This window comes from Pseudonocardia spirodelae, from assembly GCF_037727765.1.
In the GTDB taxonomy this organism is placed as follows: Bacteria; Actinomycetota; Actinomycetes; order Mycobacteriales; family Pseudonocardiaceae; genus Pseudonocardia; species Pseudonocardia spirodelae.
The window spans coordinates 1-15,459 of record NZ_JBBJUP010000007.1 but is presented as its reverse complement, the minus strand read 5'-3'; the positions used below and the strand labels follow the sequence as shown (position 1 = coordinate 15,459).

General features: G+C 74.8%; 20 protein-coding genes and 1 pseudogene. 11 read left to right on the top strand and 10 right to left on the bottom strand.

Features of this window, described 5'->3' with window-relative positions:
• Nucleotides 1-75: 75 nt before the first annotated feature.
• Nucleotides 76-369: a hypothetical protein gene (locus WJX68_RS10155; protein WP_340288656.1), complete on the bottom strand. Its 294-nt coding sequence runs from the start codon at nucleotides 367-369 to the stop codon at nucleotides 76-78.
• 187 nt (nucleotides 370-556) lie between these two features.
• Here WJX68_RS10155 and WJX68_RS10150 point away from each other — a divergent pair, with 187 nt between their 5' ends.
• On the top strand, nucleotides 557-1,324 hold the full coding sequence (locus WJX68_RS10150) for an alpha/beta hydrolase (protein WP_340288653.1): 768 nt from the start codon (nucleotides 557-559) through the stop codon (nucleotides 1,322-1,324).
• A gap of 46 nt (nucleotides 1,325-1,370) precedes the next feature.
• Here the strand turns inward: WJX68_RS10150 and WJX68_RS10145 are convergent, their stop codons facing one another.
• Together WJX68_RS10145 and map are read right to left on the bottom strand one after the other, a co-directional pair.
• Nucleotides 1,371-2,285 (bottom strand): alpha/beta hydrolase, encoded by a 915-nt coding sequence (locus tag WJX68_RS10145; RefSeq protein WP_340288650.1) that lies wholly within the window; start codon nucleotides 2,283-2,285, stop codon nucleotides 1,371-1,373.
• Between the two features lie 4 nt (nucleotides 2,286-2,289).
• Nucleotides 2,290-3,072: a type I methionyl aminopeptidase gene (gene map / locus WJX68_RS10140; protein ID WP_340288647.1), complete on the bottom strand. Its 783-nt coding sequence runs from the start codon at nucleotides 3,070-3,072 to the stop codon at nucleotides 2,290-2,292.
• A gap of 63 nt (nucleotides 3,073-3,135) precedes the next feature.
• Here map and WJX68_RS10135 point away from each other — a divergent pair, with 63 nt between their 5' ends.
• Complete coding sequence (locus WJX68_RS10135; protein WP_340288644.1) at nucleotides 3,136-3,405, top strand: helix-turn-helix transcriptional regulator; 270 nt, start codon at nucleotides 3,136-3,138, stop codon at nucleotides 3,403-3,405.
• A gap of 23 nt (nucleotides 3,406-3,428) precedes the next feature.
• Here the strand turns inward: WJX68_RS10135 and WJX68_RS10130 are convergent, their stop codons facing one another.
• Together WJX68_RS10130 and WJX68_RS10125 are read right to left on the bottom strand one after the other, a co-directional pair.
• Entirely contained in the window at nucleotides 3,429-4,049 is a 621-nt protein-coding gene (locus tag WJX68_RS10130; protein WP_340288641.1) for a response regulator, read from the bottom strand.
• Entirely contained in the window at nucleotides 4,046-5,272 is a 1,227-nt protein-coding gene (locus WJX68_RS10125; RefSeq protein ID WP_340288638.1) for a sensor histidine kinase, read from the bottom strand. Before WJX68_RS10125 ends, WJX68_RS10130 begins: the two co-directional genes overlap by 4 nt.
• A 162-nt stretch (nucleotides 5,273-5,434) precedes the next feature.
• On the opposite strand from WJX68_RS10125, the gene WJX68_RS10120 reads away from it, so the two are divergent.
• The 3 genes from WJX68_RS10120 (at nucleotide 5,435) to WJX68_RS10110 (ending at nucleotide 7,632) form a co-directional block, all read left to right on the top strand.
• A complete protein-coding gene (locus WJX68_RS10120; protein ID WP_340288635.1) occupies nucleotides 5,435-5,830 on the top strand; it encodes an HsmA family protein in 396 nt (131 codons plus the stop codon).
• Nucleotides 5,831-5,914: 84 nt separating this feature from the next.
• A complete protein-coding gene (locus WJX68_RS10115; protein ID WP_340288632.1) occupies nucleotides 5,915-7,024 on the top strand; it encodes an agmatine deiminase family protein in 1,110 nt (369 codons plus the stop codon).
• A complete protein-coding gene (locus WJX68_RS10110) occupies nucleotides 7,021-7,632 on the top strand; it encodes a TetR/AcrR family transcriptional regulator (RefSeq protein ID WP_340288629.1) in 612 nt (203 codons plus the stop codon). Before WJX68_RS10115 ends, WJX68_RS10110 begins: the two co-directional genes overlap by 4 nt.
• Before the next feature lie 29 nt (nucleotides 7,633-7,661).
• On the opposite strand, the gene WJX68_RS10105 is transcribed toward WJX68_RS10110, so the two are convergent.
• Complete coding sequence (locus WJX68_RS10105) at nucleotides 7,662-8,246, bottom strand: CGNR zinc finger domain-containing protein (RefSeq protein WP_422785688.1); 585 nt, start codon at nucleotides 8,244-8,246, stop codon at nucleotides 7,662-7,664.
• 78 nt (nucleotides 8,247-8,324) lie between these two features.
• Here WJX68_RS10105 and WJX68_RS10100 point away from each other — a divergent pair, with 78 nt between their 5' ends.
• From WJX68_RS10100 to WJX68_RS10085, 4 genes and pseudogenes are all read left to right on the top strand, one after another.
• Nucleotides 8,325-9,572, top strand: coding sequence for an epoxide hydrolase family protein (locus WJX68_RS10100; RefSeq protein ID WP_340288623.1), 1,248 nt, complete (start codon nucleotides 8,325-8,327; stop codon nucleotides 9,570-9,572).
• A 79-nt stretch (nucleotides 9,573-9,651) separates the two neighbouring features.
• Nucleotides 9,652-10,200 (top strand): GNAT family N-acetyltransferase, encoded by a 549-nt coding sequence (locus WJX68_RS10095; RefSeq protein ID WP_340288620.1) that lies wholly within the window; start codon nucleotides 9,652-9,654, stop codon nucleotides 10,198-10,200.
• Nucleotides 10,201-10,253: 53 nt separating this feature from the next.
• On the top strand, nucleotides 10,254-10,793 hold the full coding sequence (locus WJX68_RS10090; RefSeq protein WP_340288617.1) for a pyridoxamine 5'-phosphate oxidase family protein: 540 nt from the start codon (nucleotides 10,254-10,256) through the stop codon (nucleotides 10,791-10,793).
• Nucleotides 10,794-10,894: 101 nt separating this feature from the next.
• Nucleotides 10,895-11,446, top strand: a pseudogene (locus WJX68_RS10085) (sugar O-acetyltransferase); the annotation flags it as partial.
• Nucleotides 11,447-11,584: 138 nt separating this feature from the next.
• On the opposite strand, the gene nadD reads toward WJX68_RS10085, so the two are convergent.
• The gene (gene nadD, locus WJX68_RS10080) at nucleotides 11,585-12,178 is read right to left on the bottom strand and encodes a nicotinate-nucleotide adenylyltransferase (protein WP_340288614.1); all 594 of its coding nucleotides are present in this window, start codon (nucleotides 12,176-12,178) and stop codon (nucleotides 11,585-11,587) included.
• 18 nt (nucleotides 12,179-12,196) lie between these two features.
• Nucleotides 12,197-12,802 (bottom strand): alpha-ketoglutarate-dependent dioxygenase AlkB, encoded by a 606-nt coding sequence (locus tag WJX68_RS10075; protein ID WP_340288611.1) that lies wholly within the window; start codon nucleotides 12,800-12,802, stop codon nucleotides 12,197-12,199.
• 53 nt (nucleotides 12,803-12,855) lie between these two features.
• On the opposite strand from WJX68_RS10075, the gene WJX68_RS10070 reads away from it, so the two are divergent.
• A complete protein-coding gene (locus WJX68_RS10070) occupies nucleotides 12,856-13,509 on the top strand; it encodes a DUF998 domain-containing protein (protein WP_340288608.1) in 654 nt (217 codons plus the stop codon).
• Between the two features lie 90 nt (nucleotides 13,510-13,599).
• Here WJX68_RS10070 and WJX68_RS10065 read toward each other — a convergent pair whose 3' ends face one another.
• Nucleotides 13,600-13,908 carry a hypothetical protein gene (locus tag WJX68_RS10065; protein ID WP_340288606.1) on the bottom strand — a complete coding sequence of 103 codons (309 nt, stop codon included), beginning with the start codon at nucleotides 13,906-13,908 and terminating at the stop codon, nucleotides 13,600-13,602.
• A 159-nt stretch (nucleotides 13,909-14,067) separates the two neighbouring features.
• Nucleotides 14,068-15,114: an iron-siderophore ABC transporter substrate-binding protein gene (locus WJX68_RS10060; RefSeq protein ID WP_340288604.1), complete on the bottom strand. Its 1,047-nt coding sequence runs from the start codon at nucleotides 15,112-15,114 to the stop codon at nucleotides 14,068-14,070.
• A gap of 153 nt (nucleotides 15,115-15,267) precedes the next feature.
• Here WJX68_RS10060 and WJX68_RS10055 point away from each other — a divergent pair.
• The coding region (locus tag WJX68_RS10055) for a hypothetical protein (protein ID WP_340288602.1) at nucleotides 15,268-15,459 on the top strand (192 nt) is incomplete at its 3' end.

Sequence of the window (15,459 nt, the reverse complement as noted above, 5' to 3'; positions counted from 1 at the left end):
TCACGAGGGGTATCGACCCCCGCCGGTGACGCCTGAACGGCCGGTCGTGCACGACCGCTCATCGGCGTGTCGCGCTCAGCTCCAGAGCACGACCAGGACGATCATGCCGACGACGACCAGCAGGCCGAGCACGACCAGGAGCAGCCACGCCGCCTGGTTCGGCGGGGCGTCCGGGGGCGCGGCCGGACCGGGATCGGGCCCCGGGGCCCCGGCGAGCCGGTGCCGCGCGGTGTCCGCCGCACCGCCCGGAACGGCGGCCGGCACGGCGTGCGGCGCGGCGTGCGGCGCGGCGTGCGGCGCGGTGCGGCGGCGCAGCTCGGCGAGCTGGGCGCGGTCGAGGATCGGGGTGGTCAGGTCGTCGGTGCTCATACCCGCACAACGCGGGCACCCGGAGCGAGGGCACCGAAGTCCCACCTCCCGTGTCCCGCAGCATGATCCATGTCGCGGGCGGTCAAGCGGCCCACCCGGGCGCGCTACGCAACGTGGCCGACATGCGGCCGAAACCTCACGCACCGTCACGCCGATGAGTTTCCCCGCGGCGCCCGGTCGGACGGGTATGCCCACTCTGCAGGTTCCCGGCGCCACCCTGTCCCACGACGTCGTCGGCACCGGTCCGCTGCTGCTGCTCGTGCCGGGCGGCGCGATGGACTCCGCGCCGTTCGCCGGTCTCGCGGCGGCCCTCGCGGACCGCTTCACCGTCGTCCGCTACGACGCGCGCGGCATCGGCGCGAGCCCGTTCGACGGCGAGCCGTCGACGATCACCGTCGCCGGGCAGGCCGCCGACGCGCTGGCCCTGATCGACCACCACTCCCCCGGCGCACCCGCCTACGTCCTCGGCTCGTCCGGCGGCGCGCTCACCGGGCTGGAGCTGGTCGTCCGCCACCCCGACCGGGTCGCCGCGCTGATCGCGCACGAGCCGCCGCTGGCCTCCGACGACGACGCCGCGCAGGACGACGAGCTGCTGCGCATCCACCGCGAGCAGGGCCCGGTCGCCGCGACGGTGGCGTTCCTGCAGGTCACCGGCCTCGACGGCGGCACGCCCGCCGACCCGGAGATGCTGCCGCCGTCGCTGGTGTCGAACTTCGACGTGTTCTACCGGCACATGATCACCTCCATCAGCGCCTACCGGGCCGACGTCGAGGCGCTGCGCCGGCTGCCGGTGCGCGTGGGCATCGGCGAGACCTCCGACCAGCAGGCCGAACGCGCGGGGCGTGCGCTCGCGCGCGAGCTCGGCCGGGAGCCGGTGCTGTTCGCCGGGGACCACGTGGGGTTCGCCGCCGAGCCGGAGCGCTTCGCCGGGCAGCTGGCGGCCGCGTTCGCCTGAGCCCCCGGACCGTCCCGGGACGCGGCCGTCCCGCGTCCCGGGACGGTCAGCCGCCCGCGAGCCGGGCCGCGAGCCAGTCCCGCGCGTGCGCCCGGGCGAGCGCGGCGACCGGGGTGTCGTGCCCGGCGAAGCCGTGCGGGACGTCCGGGTAGAGCCGCAGGTCGGCCTCGACGCCGGCCGCGACGAGCCGGGCCGCCATGGCGAGGCCGTCGTCGAGCAGGACGTCGCGGGTGCCGGCGGTCATCAGCAGCGGCGGCAGCCCGCTGAGGTCGGCGAACACCGGCGAGACGTCGTGCCGGGTCCGGTCCGCGACATGGCCGGCGTAGGCCTGCAGGAACCACTCGTCGGCGATGCGGCGCCCGGCCGGTGTGGTCGCGCTGAGGTCGTAGGTGCCGTAGCGCAGCTCGGCCCCGGCGACCCGGTGGGCGAGGCCGCGCTCGCGCAGCCGCAGCAGGGTGGTCACGGCGAGGGTGGCGCCCGCGGACGTCCCGGTGACGGCGACGCGGCCGGTGCCGAACCGCGCCTGCGCGTGGTCGAGCAGCCAGACCGCGGCGGTCGCGCAGTCGTCGGGGGCGGCGGGCCAGGGGTGCTCCGGCGCGAGCCGGTGGTCGACCGCGACGACCGCGACGCCCAGCGCGTCGGCGAGCGCGCGGTTGCGCACGTCGCTCTGCGCGGCCGAGCCGAGGTAGAAGCCGCCGCCGTGGATCTCCAGCAGGACACCGCGGGCGGGGACCGGCGGGGAGGTGATCCGGATCGGGACGCGCCGCCCGTCGGCGACGGCGACGTCGTCGCGGGCCGGCGGGTCGGCCGGACGGGGCGGGGGCGCCGCGGCCCGTGCGGCGTACAGCTCGTCGGGCCCGGCCGGGCCGCGCCCCGCCGGGCGCGCCGCGTGGAAGGCGCGGGTCCGGGCCAGGTCACCGGGCGGGACGGCGACGGTCAGGGCGTCGAGGTCGAGGCGCACCGGCTCAGGCCCCGTCGGGCTCGCGGCGGGTGAGCACCCACGGCCCGTCCTCGGTGATCGCGACGGTGTGCTCGGAGTGCGCGGCGGTCGAGCCGTCGGCGGAGCGGATCGTCCAGCCGTCGGGGTCGACGACGATCCGGTCGGTGGTCCGGGCGAACCACGGCTCCAGCGCGAGCGTGAGGCCGGGCTGCAGGCGCAGCCCGCGCCCGGCGCGGCCGGTGTTGGGGATGTGGAGGTCGCCGTGCATCGTGCGGCCCAGGTCGTGCCCGCCGAACTCGGTGTTGACCGGGTAGCCGTGGTCGGCGGCGACGACGCCGATGGCCGCGGAGACGTCGCCGAGCCGGTTGCCCGGGCGGGCCGCGTCGATCGCGGCCTCCAGGGCCTCCTCGGTGGCCCGGACGAGGCGCAGGTCGCCCTCGTCGGCGGGGTCGCCGACGATGATCGTGCGGGCGGAGTCGGCCACCCAGCCGTCGATGCCGACGGCGAGGTCGGCGCTGAGCACGTCGCCGTCGCGCAGGGTGTGGTCGTGCGGGAGCCCGTGCAGCACGGCGTCGTCGACCGACAGGCAGATGACGTTGCGGAAGGGGCCGCGGCCGAAGGACGGCGCGTAGTCCCAGTAGCAGGACTCCGCCCCGCGGCGGGCGATCATGCCGCGCACGTGCTGCTCGATGTCGAGCAGGTTGACGCCGACGTCGGCGATCCGCCCGACCTCGGTGAGCACCTCGGCGACGAACCGCCCGGTGACGTGCATCCGCTCCAGCTCGGCGGGGGTCTTCAGCTCGATCACGGTATAGTTGTACCGCAGATCGCGGGCTTGCCGGTACGGAAATACCGGACCTACGCTCGGCCCATGGTCCGCCTGCCCCTCACGCCCGAGCAGATCGAGGCCGGCCGCCGTCTCGGCGCGCTGCTGCGCCGCGCCCGGGGCGACCGCGACCCGGCCGAGGTCGCCCGCGCCGCCGGCGTCTCACCGGAGACGCTGCGCAAGATCGAGACGGGCCGGCTGCCGAGTCCCGGGTTCGGGACGGTCGTCCGCCTGGCGGAGGCGCTCGGGGTGCCGGTGCAGGACCTCGCCGCGGAGTGGCGCGGGAGCGACGTGCCGATGGAGGCCGCCGGGTAGCGGGCACCCGGTCCCGCCGCCGGTCAGAGGATCCCGCGCTGCCGGGCGGCCGAGAGCGCCGCGGTGCGCGACTGCACGCCGAGCTTGTTGTAGATGTGGGCCAGGTGCGACTTCACGGTGGCCCGCGACAGCGACAGCCGCGCGGCGATCGCGTCGTTGGAGCCGCCCTCCCCCACCAGCCGCAGGACGTCGATCTCGCGGCGGGTCAGCGACGTGTCGGGCCTGCGGAGCCGGGTCAGCAGGCGTCGCTGCACGGTCGGGCCGAGCGCGGGCTCACCGGCCGCGGCGGCCCGGATCGCCGCGGTGAGCTCGTCGGTGGGGGCGTCCTTGAGCAGGTAGCCGGTCGCGCCGGCCTCGACCGCGGCCAGGATGTCGCCGTCGGTGTCGTAGGTGGTGAGGATCAGGACCGGCGGTCCCCCGGCCGCGACGAGGTCGCGGGTGGCGTCGACGCCGCCGCGCTGCGCCTCGCCGAAGCGCAGGTCGAGCAGGACGACGTCGGCCCGGCCGCCACCGGCGACCCAGCGCAGCAGCTCCGCGGTTGTCGCGCACTCGCGCACGACCCGCATGTCCGGTTCGGTCTCGACGACGGCGCGGACGCCGGCCCGCACGACGGGGTGGTCGTCGGTCAGGACGATGTCGATCACCGTGCCTCCGCGGCGGTCGCGGCGCCCGGGACGGTCACGGTCAGCACCGTGCCCTCGCCGGGCGCGGACTCCAGCGCGAGCGACCCGCCCAGCTCACCGGCCCGGTGGCGCATGGTGGGCAGTCCGAACCCGCCGGGCCCGCCGGGCGGTGCGCCGGGGTCGAACCCGGCGCCGTCGTCGACCACGTCGACGACGACGTCGTCGGCGGTGTAGTCGACGACGACCACGACGTGCGAGGCGCCGGCATGCCGGTCGACGTTGGCCAGCGCGGAGCCGACGATGCGCAGCAGGCCGGCCTCCACCTCCACCGGCAGCGGGCGCGGGCTCCCCTCGGTCCGGACGACGACGTCGAGCTCACGGGCGCGGTAGCGCTGCGCGGCCCGGTCCAGGGCGGTCACGAGGGTGACGCCGTCGAGGTCGGGCGGGGCCAGCGCGCGGACGACCCGGCGCGCCTCGTCGAGGCTGTGCACGGCCATCTCCCGGGCCCGGTCGACGTGGTCGGCGGCGCGCGGGACCTCGTCGCGGGCCAGCGCCGTCCCGGCGGCGCGGAGCAGCAACTCGATGGCCGAGAAGCCCTGCGCGAGGGTGTCGTGGATCTCGCGGGCCAGCCGTTCCCGCTCGTCGCGGACGAGGGTGTCGCGCTCGGCGTCGGCGAGCAGCGCGCGGGCGTGCACCAGCTCGTCGAGCGTGGCCTGGCGTTCGGCCGCCTCGCGCACCAGCGCCTCGAAGCCGAGGACCACCCCGACCGCGACCAGGGCGCCCAGCACCGGGCCGAGCACGAACCCGAGCGGCAGCGGGCCGGGCGGGGCGGCGAGAACGACGCCGTCGGCGACGACGACCGCCGTCGTCAGGCCGACCGCGACGACCCCGCGGTGCGGGCCGAGCACGTGCATCTGCAGCAGGAACAGCGGGAACGCCGCCCACAGCGACGTCGGACTCAGCGGCAGCAGGACGCACCAGAGCGCCACCAGCGCGGCGACCCAGGCGACGTCGGGCCACCACGCGCCGCGCGGCGCCGTGACCGGACGGTCGCGCACCCGGATCCGCATCCGGCCGGCGGCGTACACGGCGACCAGCAGCACCCCCGCGGCGACCGCGACCGTCACCTGCGCGGGCGGGCGGCCGAGCGCACCGGTCACGGCGAGCGCGACCAGCCCCACGAACAGCAGGTCGAGCCCGACGTCGAGCGCCCGGATCCACGACGACCACGGATGAGCAGGCACCGGGCCAGTATCGCCCCCGGCCGCGGCGCCCCCATCAGCCGAAAGGTGGAGGGCGGTCACCGCCGCGCGGCGGCGCGGATGCGGTCCGCGGGCCGATGGGCCGCACCGGCACGACGACGACCCTGGACCGCGTCACCGCACCGACCGCCGGAAGGGTCCCCGATGCTCGTCACCGCCATCGTCCTCAGCACCGCCGCGCTGGCGGCCTACACGCTCGGCGTCTGGGCCGAGCACCGCGCCGGGTCACTGCGCTGGTGGCACGTCGGCGCCTTCGGGGCGGGTCTGACCTGCGACGTCGCCGGGACCGCGGTCATGGGCCGGATCGCCGCGACCCAGCCCCCGCCGCCGCCGGGCCTCGCCGCCGTGCTGCAGACGATCATGTCGACGACCGGGCTGGTCGCGCTGGTGCTGATGGCCGCGCACCTGGCCTGGGCGGTGGCGGTGATGGTGCGGGACCGGCCCGCCGAGCGCGCGCGCTTCCACCGCTACAGCCTCGCGGTGTGGGCGTTGTGGCTGGTCCCGTACTTCTCGGGGATGGCGGCGTCGATGGCGGGCTGAGGCCCTCGAAGTTGACTGAAAAGTCAGTCAGTATCTACCCTCGGCCGTGCCACCGACCGCACCGACCCGAGGACGGACCAGGACATGATCGGACGACGCCGGCTCCTGCAGGCGGGACTGCTCGCGACGGGCGGCCTGCTCGCCGCGTGTTGCGACGCGTCCCCGTCGGGCGGGGCGGCCGGGGGAACCGCCGGGGCTGCGCCGATGCCCGACGAGGGCGCCCCGCACGCACGCACCTGGATGGCGTTCGGCGCCGAGGCGGACATCTGGGGCGCAGACCTGCTCCCCCGCGTCCGCGACGAGCTCGCCACGATCGCCACCACCATCGCCCGGTTCGAGCCGGTGTCGATGCTCGCGCGCCCCGACGAGGCCGCCCTCGCGCGGTCCCTGGTCGGCCCGGGCGTGGAGGTGGTCGAGTGCGAGATCGACGACCTGTGGATCCGCGACACCGGACCGGTCTTCGTCCGCGACGGCGGCACCGGTGCCGGGGTCGATCTCAACTTCAACGGCTGGGGCGGGAAGCAGGAGCACGACCGCGACGCCGGCGTCGCACGGTTCGTCGCCGGCCGGGCCGGCACAGCGGTCGTCACGACGGAGCTGGTCATGGAGGGCGGCGGCCTGGAGGTCGACGGCGAGGGGACGGCGGTCGTCACCGAGTCCTGCGTGCTGAACGCCAACCGCAACCCCGGCTGGTCGAGGGCCGACGTCGAGCACGAGCTCGGACGCCTGTTCGGCGTCACGACCGTGATCTGGCTGCCCGGCATCGCCGGACACGACATCACCGACGGCCACACCGACTTCTACGCCCGGTTCGCCGGACCGGGCGTGGTCGTCGCCGCCCTCGACGACGACCCGGGCTCGTTCGACCACGACGTCACGCGCCGCCACCTCGACATCCTGCGCAGCGCCACCGACGCCCGCGGCCGCCCCCTGCGGGTCGAGACCCTGACCGCCCCGTCGGTGCTGCGCGCCGAGGACGCGGGTGAGGACTTCGCGGCCGGCTACGTCAACTTCTACGTCTGCAACGGCGCCGTCGTCGCTCCGCGGTTCGGGGACCCCGACACCGACCCGGCGGCCCGGGCCACCCTGGAGCGCCTGTTCCCCGACCGGGAGGTCGTACAGCTCGACATCGACGCGATCGCCGCGGGCGGCGGCGGGATCCACTGCGCCACCCAGCAGGAGCCGGCCCGATGACCCGGTCGCACGGGCCGGGGCGCCGGGGGGCCGCGGCGGAGCGGCGGGCGCAGATCCTGCACGCCGCCGTCCGCGTGATCGCCGTCGACGGCGTCCGCGGCCTGCGGGTGGAGAAGCTCGCCGCCGAGGCCGGGGTGTCCACGGCGCTGATCTACTACCACTTCACGAACCGCGACGGGCTGCTGCGCGCCGCGCTGGAGCACGTCAACGAGCGCGCGGAGGCCTACACCGCGCCGCCGGCGCCCGCCGGCCACGACGACCCGCGGGCCCGCATCGCGCAGATGCTGCTGCTGGAGCTGCAGGACTCCGCCGACGTCCGCACCACCAGCGTCGCCTGGGGCGAACTGCGCGCGAGCGCGGTGTTCGACGCGGCGCTGCGCGACCCGCTGCGCGACGCCACGCGGTCCTGGGACGCCGACGTCGCGACGCTCGTCCGCGCCGCGCAGGCCGCCGGCACCGTCGCCGACGACGTCGATCCGGAGCTGACGGCCGAGTGGCTCACCGCGCTCGTCGAGGGGCTGAGCGAGCGGTGGCACAGCGGAACGACCACGCTCGACCGGGCCCGTCTGGTCCTCGAGCGGGCCGTGGCCGACGCGCTGCGGGGGTGACCGGCCCCCGGCCGGCGGGCCCGCACGGCTCAGGCCGCCGGCCCCGGGCCGGCGCCGTGCCGGGCCCGGAAGCGGGACTTCTTCTCGCGGTTGCCGCAGGTGTTCATCTCGCACCACCGCCGCGTCCGGCTGCGGCTCGTGTCGAAGAACGCCGCCCGACAGGTGGGTGAGGCGCACAGCGCCATCCGGCCGTCGCGCTCGCCCGCGACCACGGCGACCGCGTCCGCGGCGAGGACGCCGAGTGCGTCCGCCACCGCCGACGCCGGGCCGAGGCGCCACCGGCGCTCCCCCTCGGGCGTCAGGACGGCCGCGGCGTGCCCGCGCGCGCTGTGGTCGTTCAGCACGGCGACGGCCGCGGCGGGCAGCGGCTCGCCGAGTGCCGTCGCCGTCGCCACCCGGTGGATCGCCTCGCGCAGCTCGCGGGCGCGCGTCAGGTCCTGCGGGGTGCAGGAGCCCACGGCGAGCCCGCTGACCGCGAGCCAGTCGGCGAGGCGCTGGGGCGTGGGGATGCGCTCGACGGCGTCACCGCATCGCTCGGTCAGCGTCGCGGTGAAGCTCGTCGCCAGCACACTGCCGAGCCGGAACTCGGGACACCCGTCGCTCACCGGAACCATCTTAGCCGGTTGCCGTTCCGCGGCCGGGTCGGTAGAACCGTCATTGCTGGTTCCACTACGTCGACCCGAGGAGAGGCCATGCGCGGTCCCGACCGCACGGTGCACACGTTCCGGTCCCGCATCACCGACGCCGACCTCGACGACCTGCGGGCCCGCCTCGCCCGGGCCCGCCTGCCGGAGCCGGAGACCGTCGCCGGCGCCCCGGCCGGCCCCGGCCGCTGGGAGCAGGGGGTCCCGCTCGCCGACCTCACCGACCTCGTCGGGTACTGGCGCAGCGGCTACGACTGGCGGTCCTTCGAGGAACGGCTCGACGCCATCGGCCAGTTCCGCACGGAGATCGACGGCCTCGGGATCCACTTCCTGCACCGGCGGTCGTCCCGGGCGGACGCGACGCCGCTGATCGTCACCCACGGCTGGCCGGGCAGCGTCGCCGAGTTCGTCGACGTGCTCGACGACCTGGCCGAACCACGCGACGACGCACCGGCCTTCCACGTGGTCGCCCCGTCGCTGCCGGGGTTCGGCTTCAGCGACAGGCCGGAGCGGACCGGGTGGGGGATCGAGAGGATCGCCGCCGCGTGGGTCGAACTGATGGACCGGCTCGGGTACCGCAGGTTCGTCGCCCACGGCGGGGACTGGGGCGGCACCGTCACCACCGTGCTCGGCGGACGGTTCCCGTCGCGGGTGACGGGCATCCACAGCACGTTCGCCCAGGCCCCTCCGGGCACGACGACCGACGGGCTCACCGCGGCCCAGCGCGAGTGGGCCGAGTCCACCCGCGACTTCTGGCGGCACCGCGCGGCGTACGCGACGCTGCAGGCGACCCGCCCGCAGACGATCGGGTACTCCCTCGTCGACTCACCGGTGGGACTGCTCGCCTGGATCCTGGACAAGTTCGCGGAGTGGACGGACACGCGGGACAGCCCGTTCGAGACGATCTCGCGGGACCGGCTCCTCGACGACGTGACCCTGTACTGGCTGACCGGGACCGGCGCGTCCGCGGCCCGCATCTACCACGAGAGCCACCACTCGCTGGACCCCGACCTGCGGGTCGACGTGCCGGCCGCGATCACCATGTACCCGCGTGACATCGAGCGGTGCCCGCGCCCCTGGGCGGAGCAGCGCTACCGGCGGATCGTCCGGTGGAGGGAGCCGGAGGCCGGAGGGCACTTCCCGTCGCTGGAGGATCCGGGGCACTTCGTCCGGGATCTGCAGGACGGCGTCGCGGCCGTGCTGGCCGCCGGTGACCGACCCGGCGACGGCTCCGTGCCCCGGTCCCCCGGCGCCGGTCGGGAACCGGTCCAGCCGGTCCCCGGCAGCTGCTCGTGATCTCGCCGCGCTCCGAGGGACCGTGCTCGGCGTTCCCCACCGGCGGTCACCGCCCGCACCGACGGGATGATGTCGCGGCATGGGGATCCGCCGCGCCGTCGTGGGCGACGCCGTCGCGATCGCCGGAGTCCACGTCCGGTCCTGGCAGGTCGGCTACCGCGGCCGGCTCCCGGATGCCGTTCTCGACTCCCTCGCCCCGGACCAGCGCGCCCGTCGATGGAGAGACACGCTTCGAGCTGCGGACCGGCCCGGGCTCGGGACGCTCGTGGCCACCGGTTCCGACGGGCACCACGTGGTGGGATTCGCCCATCTGACGCCCTCGCGGGACGCCGATCCCGACCCCTCGGATGTCGGTGAGATCGCGTCGTTCTACGTCGATCCGCAGTGTTGGAGACTCGGGGTGGGGCGCGAGCTGGTGTCCGCGAACCTCGTGGCACTCACCGGCGCCGGCTGTACGACCGGAACACTCCGGGTGCTGGCGACCAACGCTCGCGCGATCGGCTTCCACCACGCCACCGGCTGGTCTCCTGACGGCGGCACGAAGCCCGGCACGATGGCGGGCGCTCCGGTCGAGGAAGTGCGCTACACACGCCCGCTCCACCCGGCGGACGGGAGCGCGAGCCCATGACGACGGCCCTGTACTGACCCGACGCTGTCGGTGGTGGCTGATTACCTGGCCGTGTGTTCGAAACTCCGGACGAGCTCCGCGACCTCCAGTCCCTCCTCGACACGTCGCTGGACGCCTCCAGCAACCACACGAAGTCGATCATCCGGCCAGGCGAGAGCACTCTCGACGCCGAGCAGGTCGTCCAGGTATGCCGCGGCATGTGCACGTTGGCCGTCGCCACGGTCACCCGACGCGGCGAACCACGCATCAGCGGGGCCGACGGACACCTCCTGCACGGCCGATGGGTCGTCGGCACCCACCGCCGGGCCGTGAAGGCTCGTCATCTCGCGGCACGTCCCGGTATCAGCGTGACCTTCCTGCGTGGCGAGCAGATCGGCATCTTCACGCACGGACAGGCCGTTCCGCTGAACCCCGAGGGAACGAGCAGCGACCCGACGTGGCCGACCGTCCGCGAGTACCTCGTCGACCACTACGACGACCACGACACCAACCCGTTCTGGGACGAGAACGTGTGGTATCGCGTCGAACCCCACTGGATGGTCGCCTACGGCCGCGACCCGGTCGGGCTGACAGCCCAGCAGTCGGTGCTCTGACGGGAGATCGCGTGGTGGCCACGTCGTCGTGAGGTGGCGCCGGCCGGGCCAGACCGTACCGGACCTGTACCCGCGGACCGTCGGGACGCAGGATCACGAGCATGGGCGAGGACGAGGAACGCATGCTCCGCAACGACTGGTACCTCGACGGACCCGACCTCGCCGACGACCGACGTCGCTGCGGGCGCCTCCTCGACCGCTTCAACGCGACCGGCGCCGATGACGAGGACGAACGCGCAACGCTCCTTCGCGACATCGCCGGACGGGTCGGCGAGGGCGTCGTGGTCCTCCCTCGCTTCCTGTGCAGCTACGGCACCCACACCGCCCTCGGCAACCGCGTCTTCGTCAACCACGACGCCCTCTTCATGGACGACGCCACGATCATCATCGGCGACGACGTCCGGATCGGACCGCGGACACAGCTCCTGACTGCGCAGCATCCCGTCGAGGACCACGACCGCCGTCGTGAGGGATGGGAACGTCCTCCGCCGATCAGCATCGGGAGCAATACCTGGCTCGGAGCCGGGGTCATCGTCTGCCCCGGCGTGACCATCGGGGCAGACGTCGTGGTCGGGGCGGGCAGTGTCGTCACCCGCGCCGTCCCTGATCGCGTTCTCGTCGCAGGCAACCCGGCCCGCACCATCCGCCAGATCTCAGGAGACGCCCCGGACGGCCCGGAGACGCCACGAACGGGTGGGCCCCGCCGGACGTCCTGTCGGCGTTCGCCAGGCTCACCCACACCGCGGCACGGGGGTGTACCCCGCAGGAGATTCGCCGAGAGAAACCGAAGCTCAGCGGCCCGGATCGAGATAGAGACTGCGCTTGGAGATGTACTGCACCACCCCGTCCGGCACCAGGTACCAGACGGGCCGCCCGGCCCCCACCCGCTCCCGGCAGTCGCTCGACGAGATCGCCATCGCCGGCACCTCGACGGTCGTCACCGACCCCTCGGGCAGGTGCCCGTCGGCCAGCTCGTACCCGGGCCGCGTGACGCCGACGAAGTGGGCGTAGCGGAACAGCTCGTCCACCTTGCGCCAGGACAGGATCTGCTGGAGCGCGTCGGCGCCGGTGATGAAGAACAGCTGCGCGTCGGGCATCGCGGCGTGCAGGTCGGCCAGGGTGTCCGCGGTGTAGGTCGGGCCGTCGCGGTCGATGTCGACGCGGCTGACGGAGAACCGCGGGTTCGACGCCGTCGCGATGACGGTCATCAGGTAGCGGTCCTCGGCCTCGGAGACCGCGCGTCCGGACTTCTGCCACGGCCGCCCGGTCGGTACGAAGATCACCTCGTCGAGGGCGAAGCGGTCCGCCACCTCGCTGGCGGCGACGAGGTGACCGTGGTGGACGGGGTCGAACGTCCCGCCCATCACACCGATCCTGCGCTGCATCGACGCAGACTATGACGATCACCCACCCGGCGGCATCCCCGGATACAGGTGCCGGAACTGCACGCTGATCCGCGGTCCGCCGGTGGCGACCTTCGGCACGCAGTGCTGCCACGTCCGCTGGCAGGTCCCGCCCATGACCAGCAGGTCTCCCGACGCCAGCGGGAACGACACCGACGCACCACCGCCGGTGGGGCGCAGCCGCAACGGACGGGTCGCGCCCAGCGACACGAGCGCGACGACCGCCTCGGGCCGGTCGCGGGCGACGCGGTCGCCGTGCCAGGCCACGCCGTCGGCGCCGTCGCGGTAGAGGTTCGCGCCGACCTGGGTGAAGGCGTGGCCGTAGCGCTCCCCCAGCGTGCGGCCCATCGCGACGAGCCGGCGGGGCACCGCGTCGTCGGGCAGCACCCAGCGGTGGGTCAGGCGCGGCTCGTCGACCACGCGGTCGTACATCCGGCGGCGGTGGCCGCGGAACGGCACGGTCGCGGCCAGCTCGTCGAACAGCGCGTCGGCGTCGGCCGCCCAGCCGGGCACGACGTCCACCCAGGCGCCGTGCGCGAGCTCGTGCCGGTACGCCGGGCCCGGCTCACCGACCGCGAGGAGGGATCCCTGCCAGCTGAGGTCCACCCGGGGCACGGTACGCCTGGTCGAACAGGAGTTCGAGTGCGACGATCTCGACCATGAGCTCGCGGGCCGACGGTGCGGTGCTGTCCTACATCGGTCTGCGGAGGTCGGTCGGGGTGATCGGGATCCTGCTCCCGTTCGTCCTCGTCGCCGGCGACCTGCTGCTCGGCGGCGACGGGCTGCGCGACTCCATCAGCCGCTACTACTACTCGCCCGTGCGCGACGTGTTCGTCGGAGCGCTGTGTGCGGTCGGGGTGTTCCTGTTCTGCTACCGCTACGAACGGCCCGACGACCGGCTCGCCAACGTCACCGGGACGGCCGCGATCGCCGTCGCGCTGCTGCCCACCCGGCCCGACGGGCCCGCGACCACCGCGCAGGTCGTCGTCGGGTACCTGCACCTGCTCTCGGCCGGCGTGTTCTTCGCCGGGCTGGCGTGGTTCTGCCTGGTGCTGTTCACCCGGGGCGGGTCGGGGACCCGGGGCAAGCGGGCCCGCAACGTGGTCTACCGGGTCTGCGGCGCGACGATCGTCGCCTGCCTGGTGCTGGCCGCACTGGACGCCGCGGCCGTGCCCGACGCCGTCGCCGAGCGGTTCCACACGCTGTTCTGGCTGGAGGCCGTCGCGATCCTGGCGTTCGGCGTCGCCTGGTTCGTCAAGGGCGACACGATCCTGACCGACTCGCCGACGGCCGACCCCGCACCGGCGCTCTGACCCCTCGAACACAGAGCCCCGGAACGCGACAGCGGGCCGGCCCGGACGCCCCCCGGCAGTCCCGACCGGCCCGCTGTACGGGTCGCTCGATCAGCCGACCGGCGCCGCCGGGGCCTCCGGCGCGCCGGGAAGCATGTCCAGGATCGGGTCGAGCGGGGTCGAGGGCAGCTCCGGCAGCATGCCGTGCGACTTGTCCTCGTGCTTGTGGTCCCACTTCTTGTGGTCGTGCTTCTTGCCGTGCTCGTGGTGCTTGTCCTTGCCACCCTCGTGCTTCGAGTGACCCTTGTCGGACGAGCCCTCGTCGTAGCCGGTGGTGCCGGCGAACGCCGCAGCCGGGGCGGCGACGGCCAGGGGGAGCAGAGCGGCACCCACGATGGCGCCGCGAACGGACTTCCGCATCTCACAACCTCCATGGTTGATCGTTAGACCGTCGCAAACGGTCTTGCCCCACCCAACGAGGCCCGAAGAGGGACGCAACGACCTTTCACCCGTTCGCGTTGACCAGCACGGATAACCGATAGTTACGCCTTCACTACGACATGTGTGTGACGGCTCCGTTCACCCGCGCGAGCGATCGGCCGCCCCGGCGAGGACGGGCAGGTACGCGTCGAGTACCCACGGGATCGACAGCACCGAGGGCGCCGAGCTGGCCACGACGCGGTCCGCGCCGACGACCGGGGCGAACCCGCCGCGACGCATCGCCGGCAACAGCGACACCCCCGGGGCCGTCCGGAACGCCTGCGCCTCCTGCTCGGTCGCGAAGAAGCCGATCACGAGGTCGGAGTCCACGCGGGAGAGCAGCTCGCCGCTGACGGTGTAGTAGACCTCGCCGTCGCCGGGGGCGTTCTGCTCGACGTAGGGCGCGAGTGCGAGCCCGAGGTCGGTGACGAGCCGGACGCGGACGTCACCGGCACGGAAGACGCCGAGCGCCCCGCCGTCCATCCCGCCGGTGTAGACGAACGTGGCCCCGGCCAGCCGCGGGTGCCGCGCGGCCGCCGTGCGCAGCCGCTCCTCGGTCGCCGCGACGAGCTGCTCGGCCCGTGCTGGGTCCCCGAACACCCGTCCGGCGACGCGGGTCTGCTCCTGCCAGGCCGTGGAGTACGGCGCGTCGGGGTAGGCGACGGTCGGCGCGATGGCGGAGAGCTGGTCGTACTCGGCCGCGGTCAGGCCGGAGTAGGTGGCGAGCACGAGGTCCGGACGGGCCGCCGCGACCTGCTCCAGCGGGACCGCCGCCAGGTCGTCGGTGCCGATGACCTGCGGGAACTCGCCGCCGTGGGCGGTGATCGCGTCGCGCACCCAGGGGAGCACGCCCTCGGCGTCGCCGCCGTAGACCGTGCGCGGGATCGCGACCGGGAGCACGCCCATGGCCAGGGCGACGTCGGTGTTCGCCGCGCTCAGCGTGACGACCCGGCGCGGCCGGTCCGGCACGACGGTCTCGCCGAGCGCGTGCCGGACGGTCACCGGGTAGCCGGTGGCGGACGGCGCCGCGGGGCCGTCGCCGGACGGCTGCGGGCCGCCGCATCCGGCGAGCAGGAACAGGCCGGCGGCGCCGGCGAGCAGGCCGCGGCGACCGAGGGTCGCGGCGGGCGGCGGGGCGACGGACACGATGGATCTCCCTCCAGAAAGGAAGGTGAGCCTAACCTGATAAGCGGGCGGATCGGTCGCGGCCGGCGTCGTTCGGCGCGCGGTGGGACGCACCCGTCGCGGCGACCCGACGCCGCGTCGGGGTGCGGACGACCCGCGGGTAGCGTCGCGCCCATGCGTGCTCCGGACAGTGGCGACCGGGCCGATCGCGACGCCGGCCCCCGCTCCCCCGCCCCCGGTCTCCCGGCCCACCCGCCCGCACCCGCACCCGGCGGCACCCCCGACGGCGAGCAGCCCCGCCTGATCGCCGTCGACGTCCTGGCCGACGCCCGGGTCCCGCAGGTCGCCGGCGCGGTCTTCGCGCTG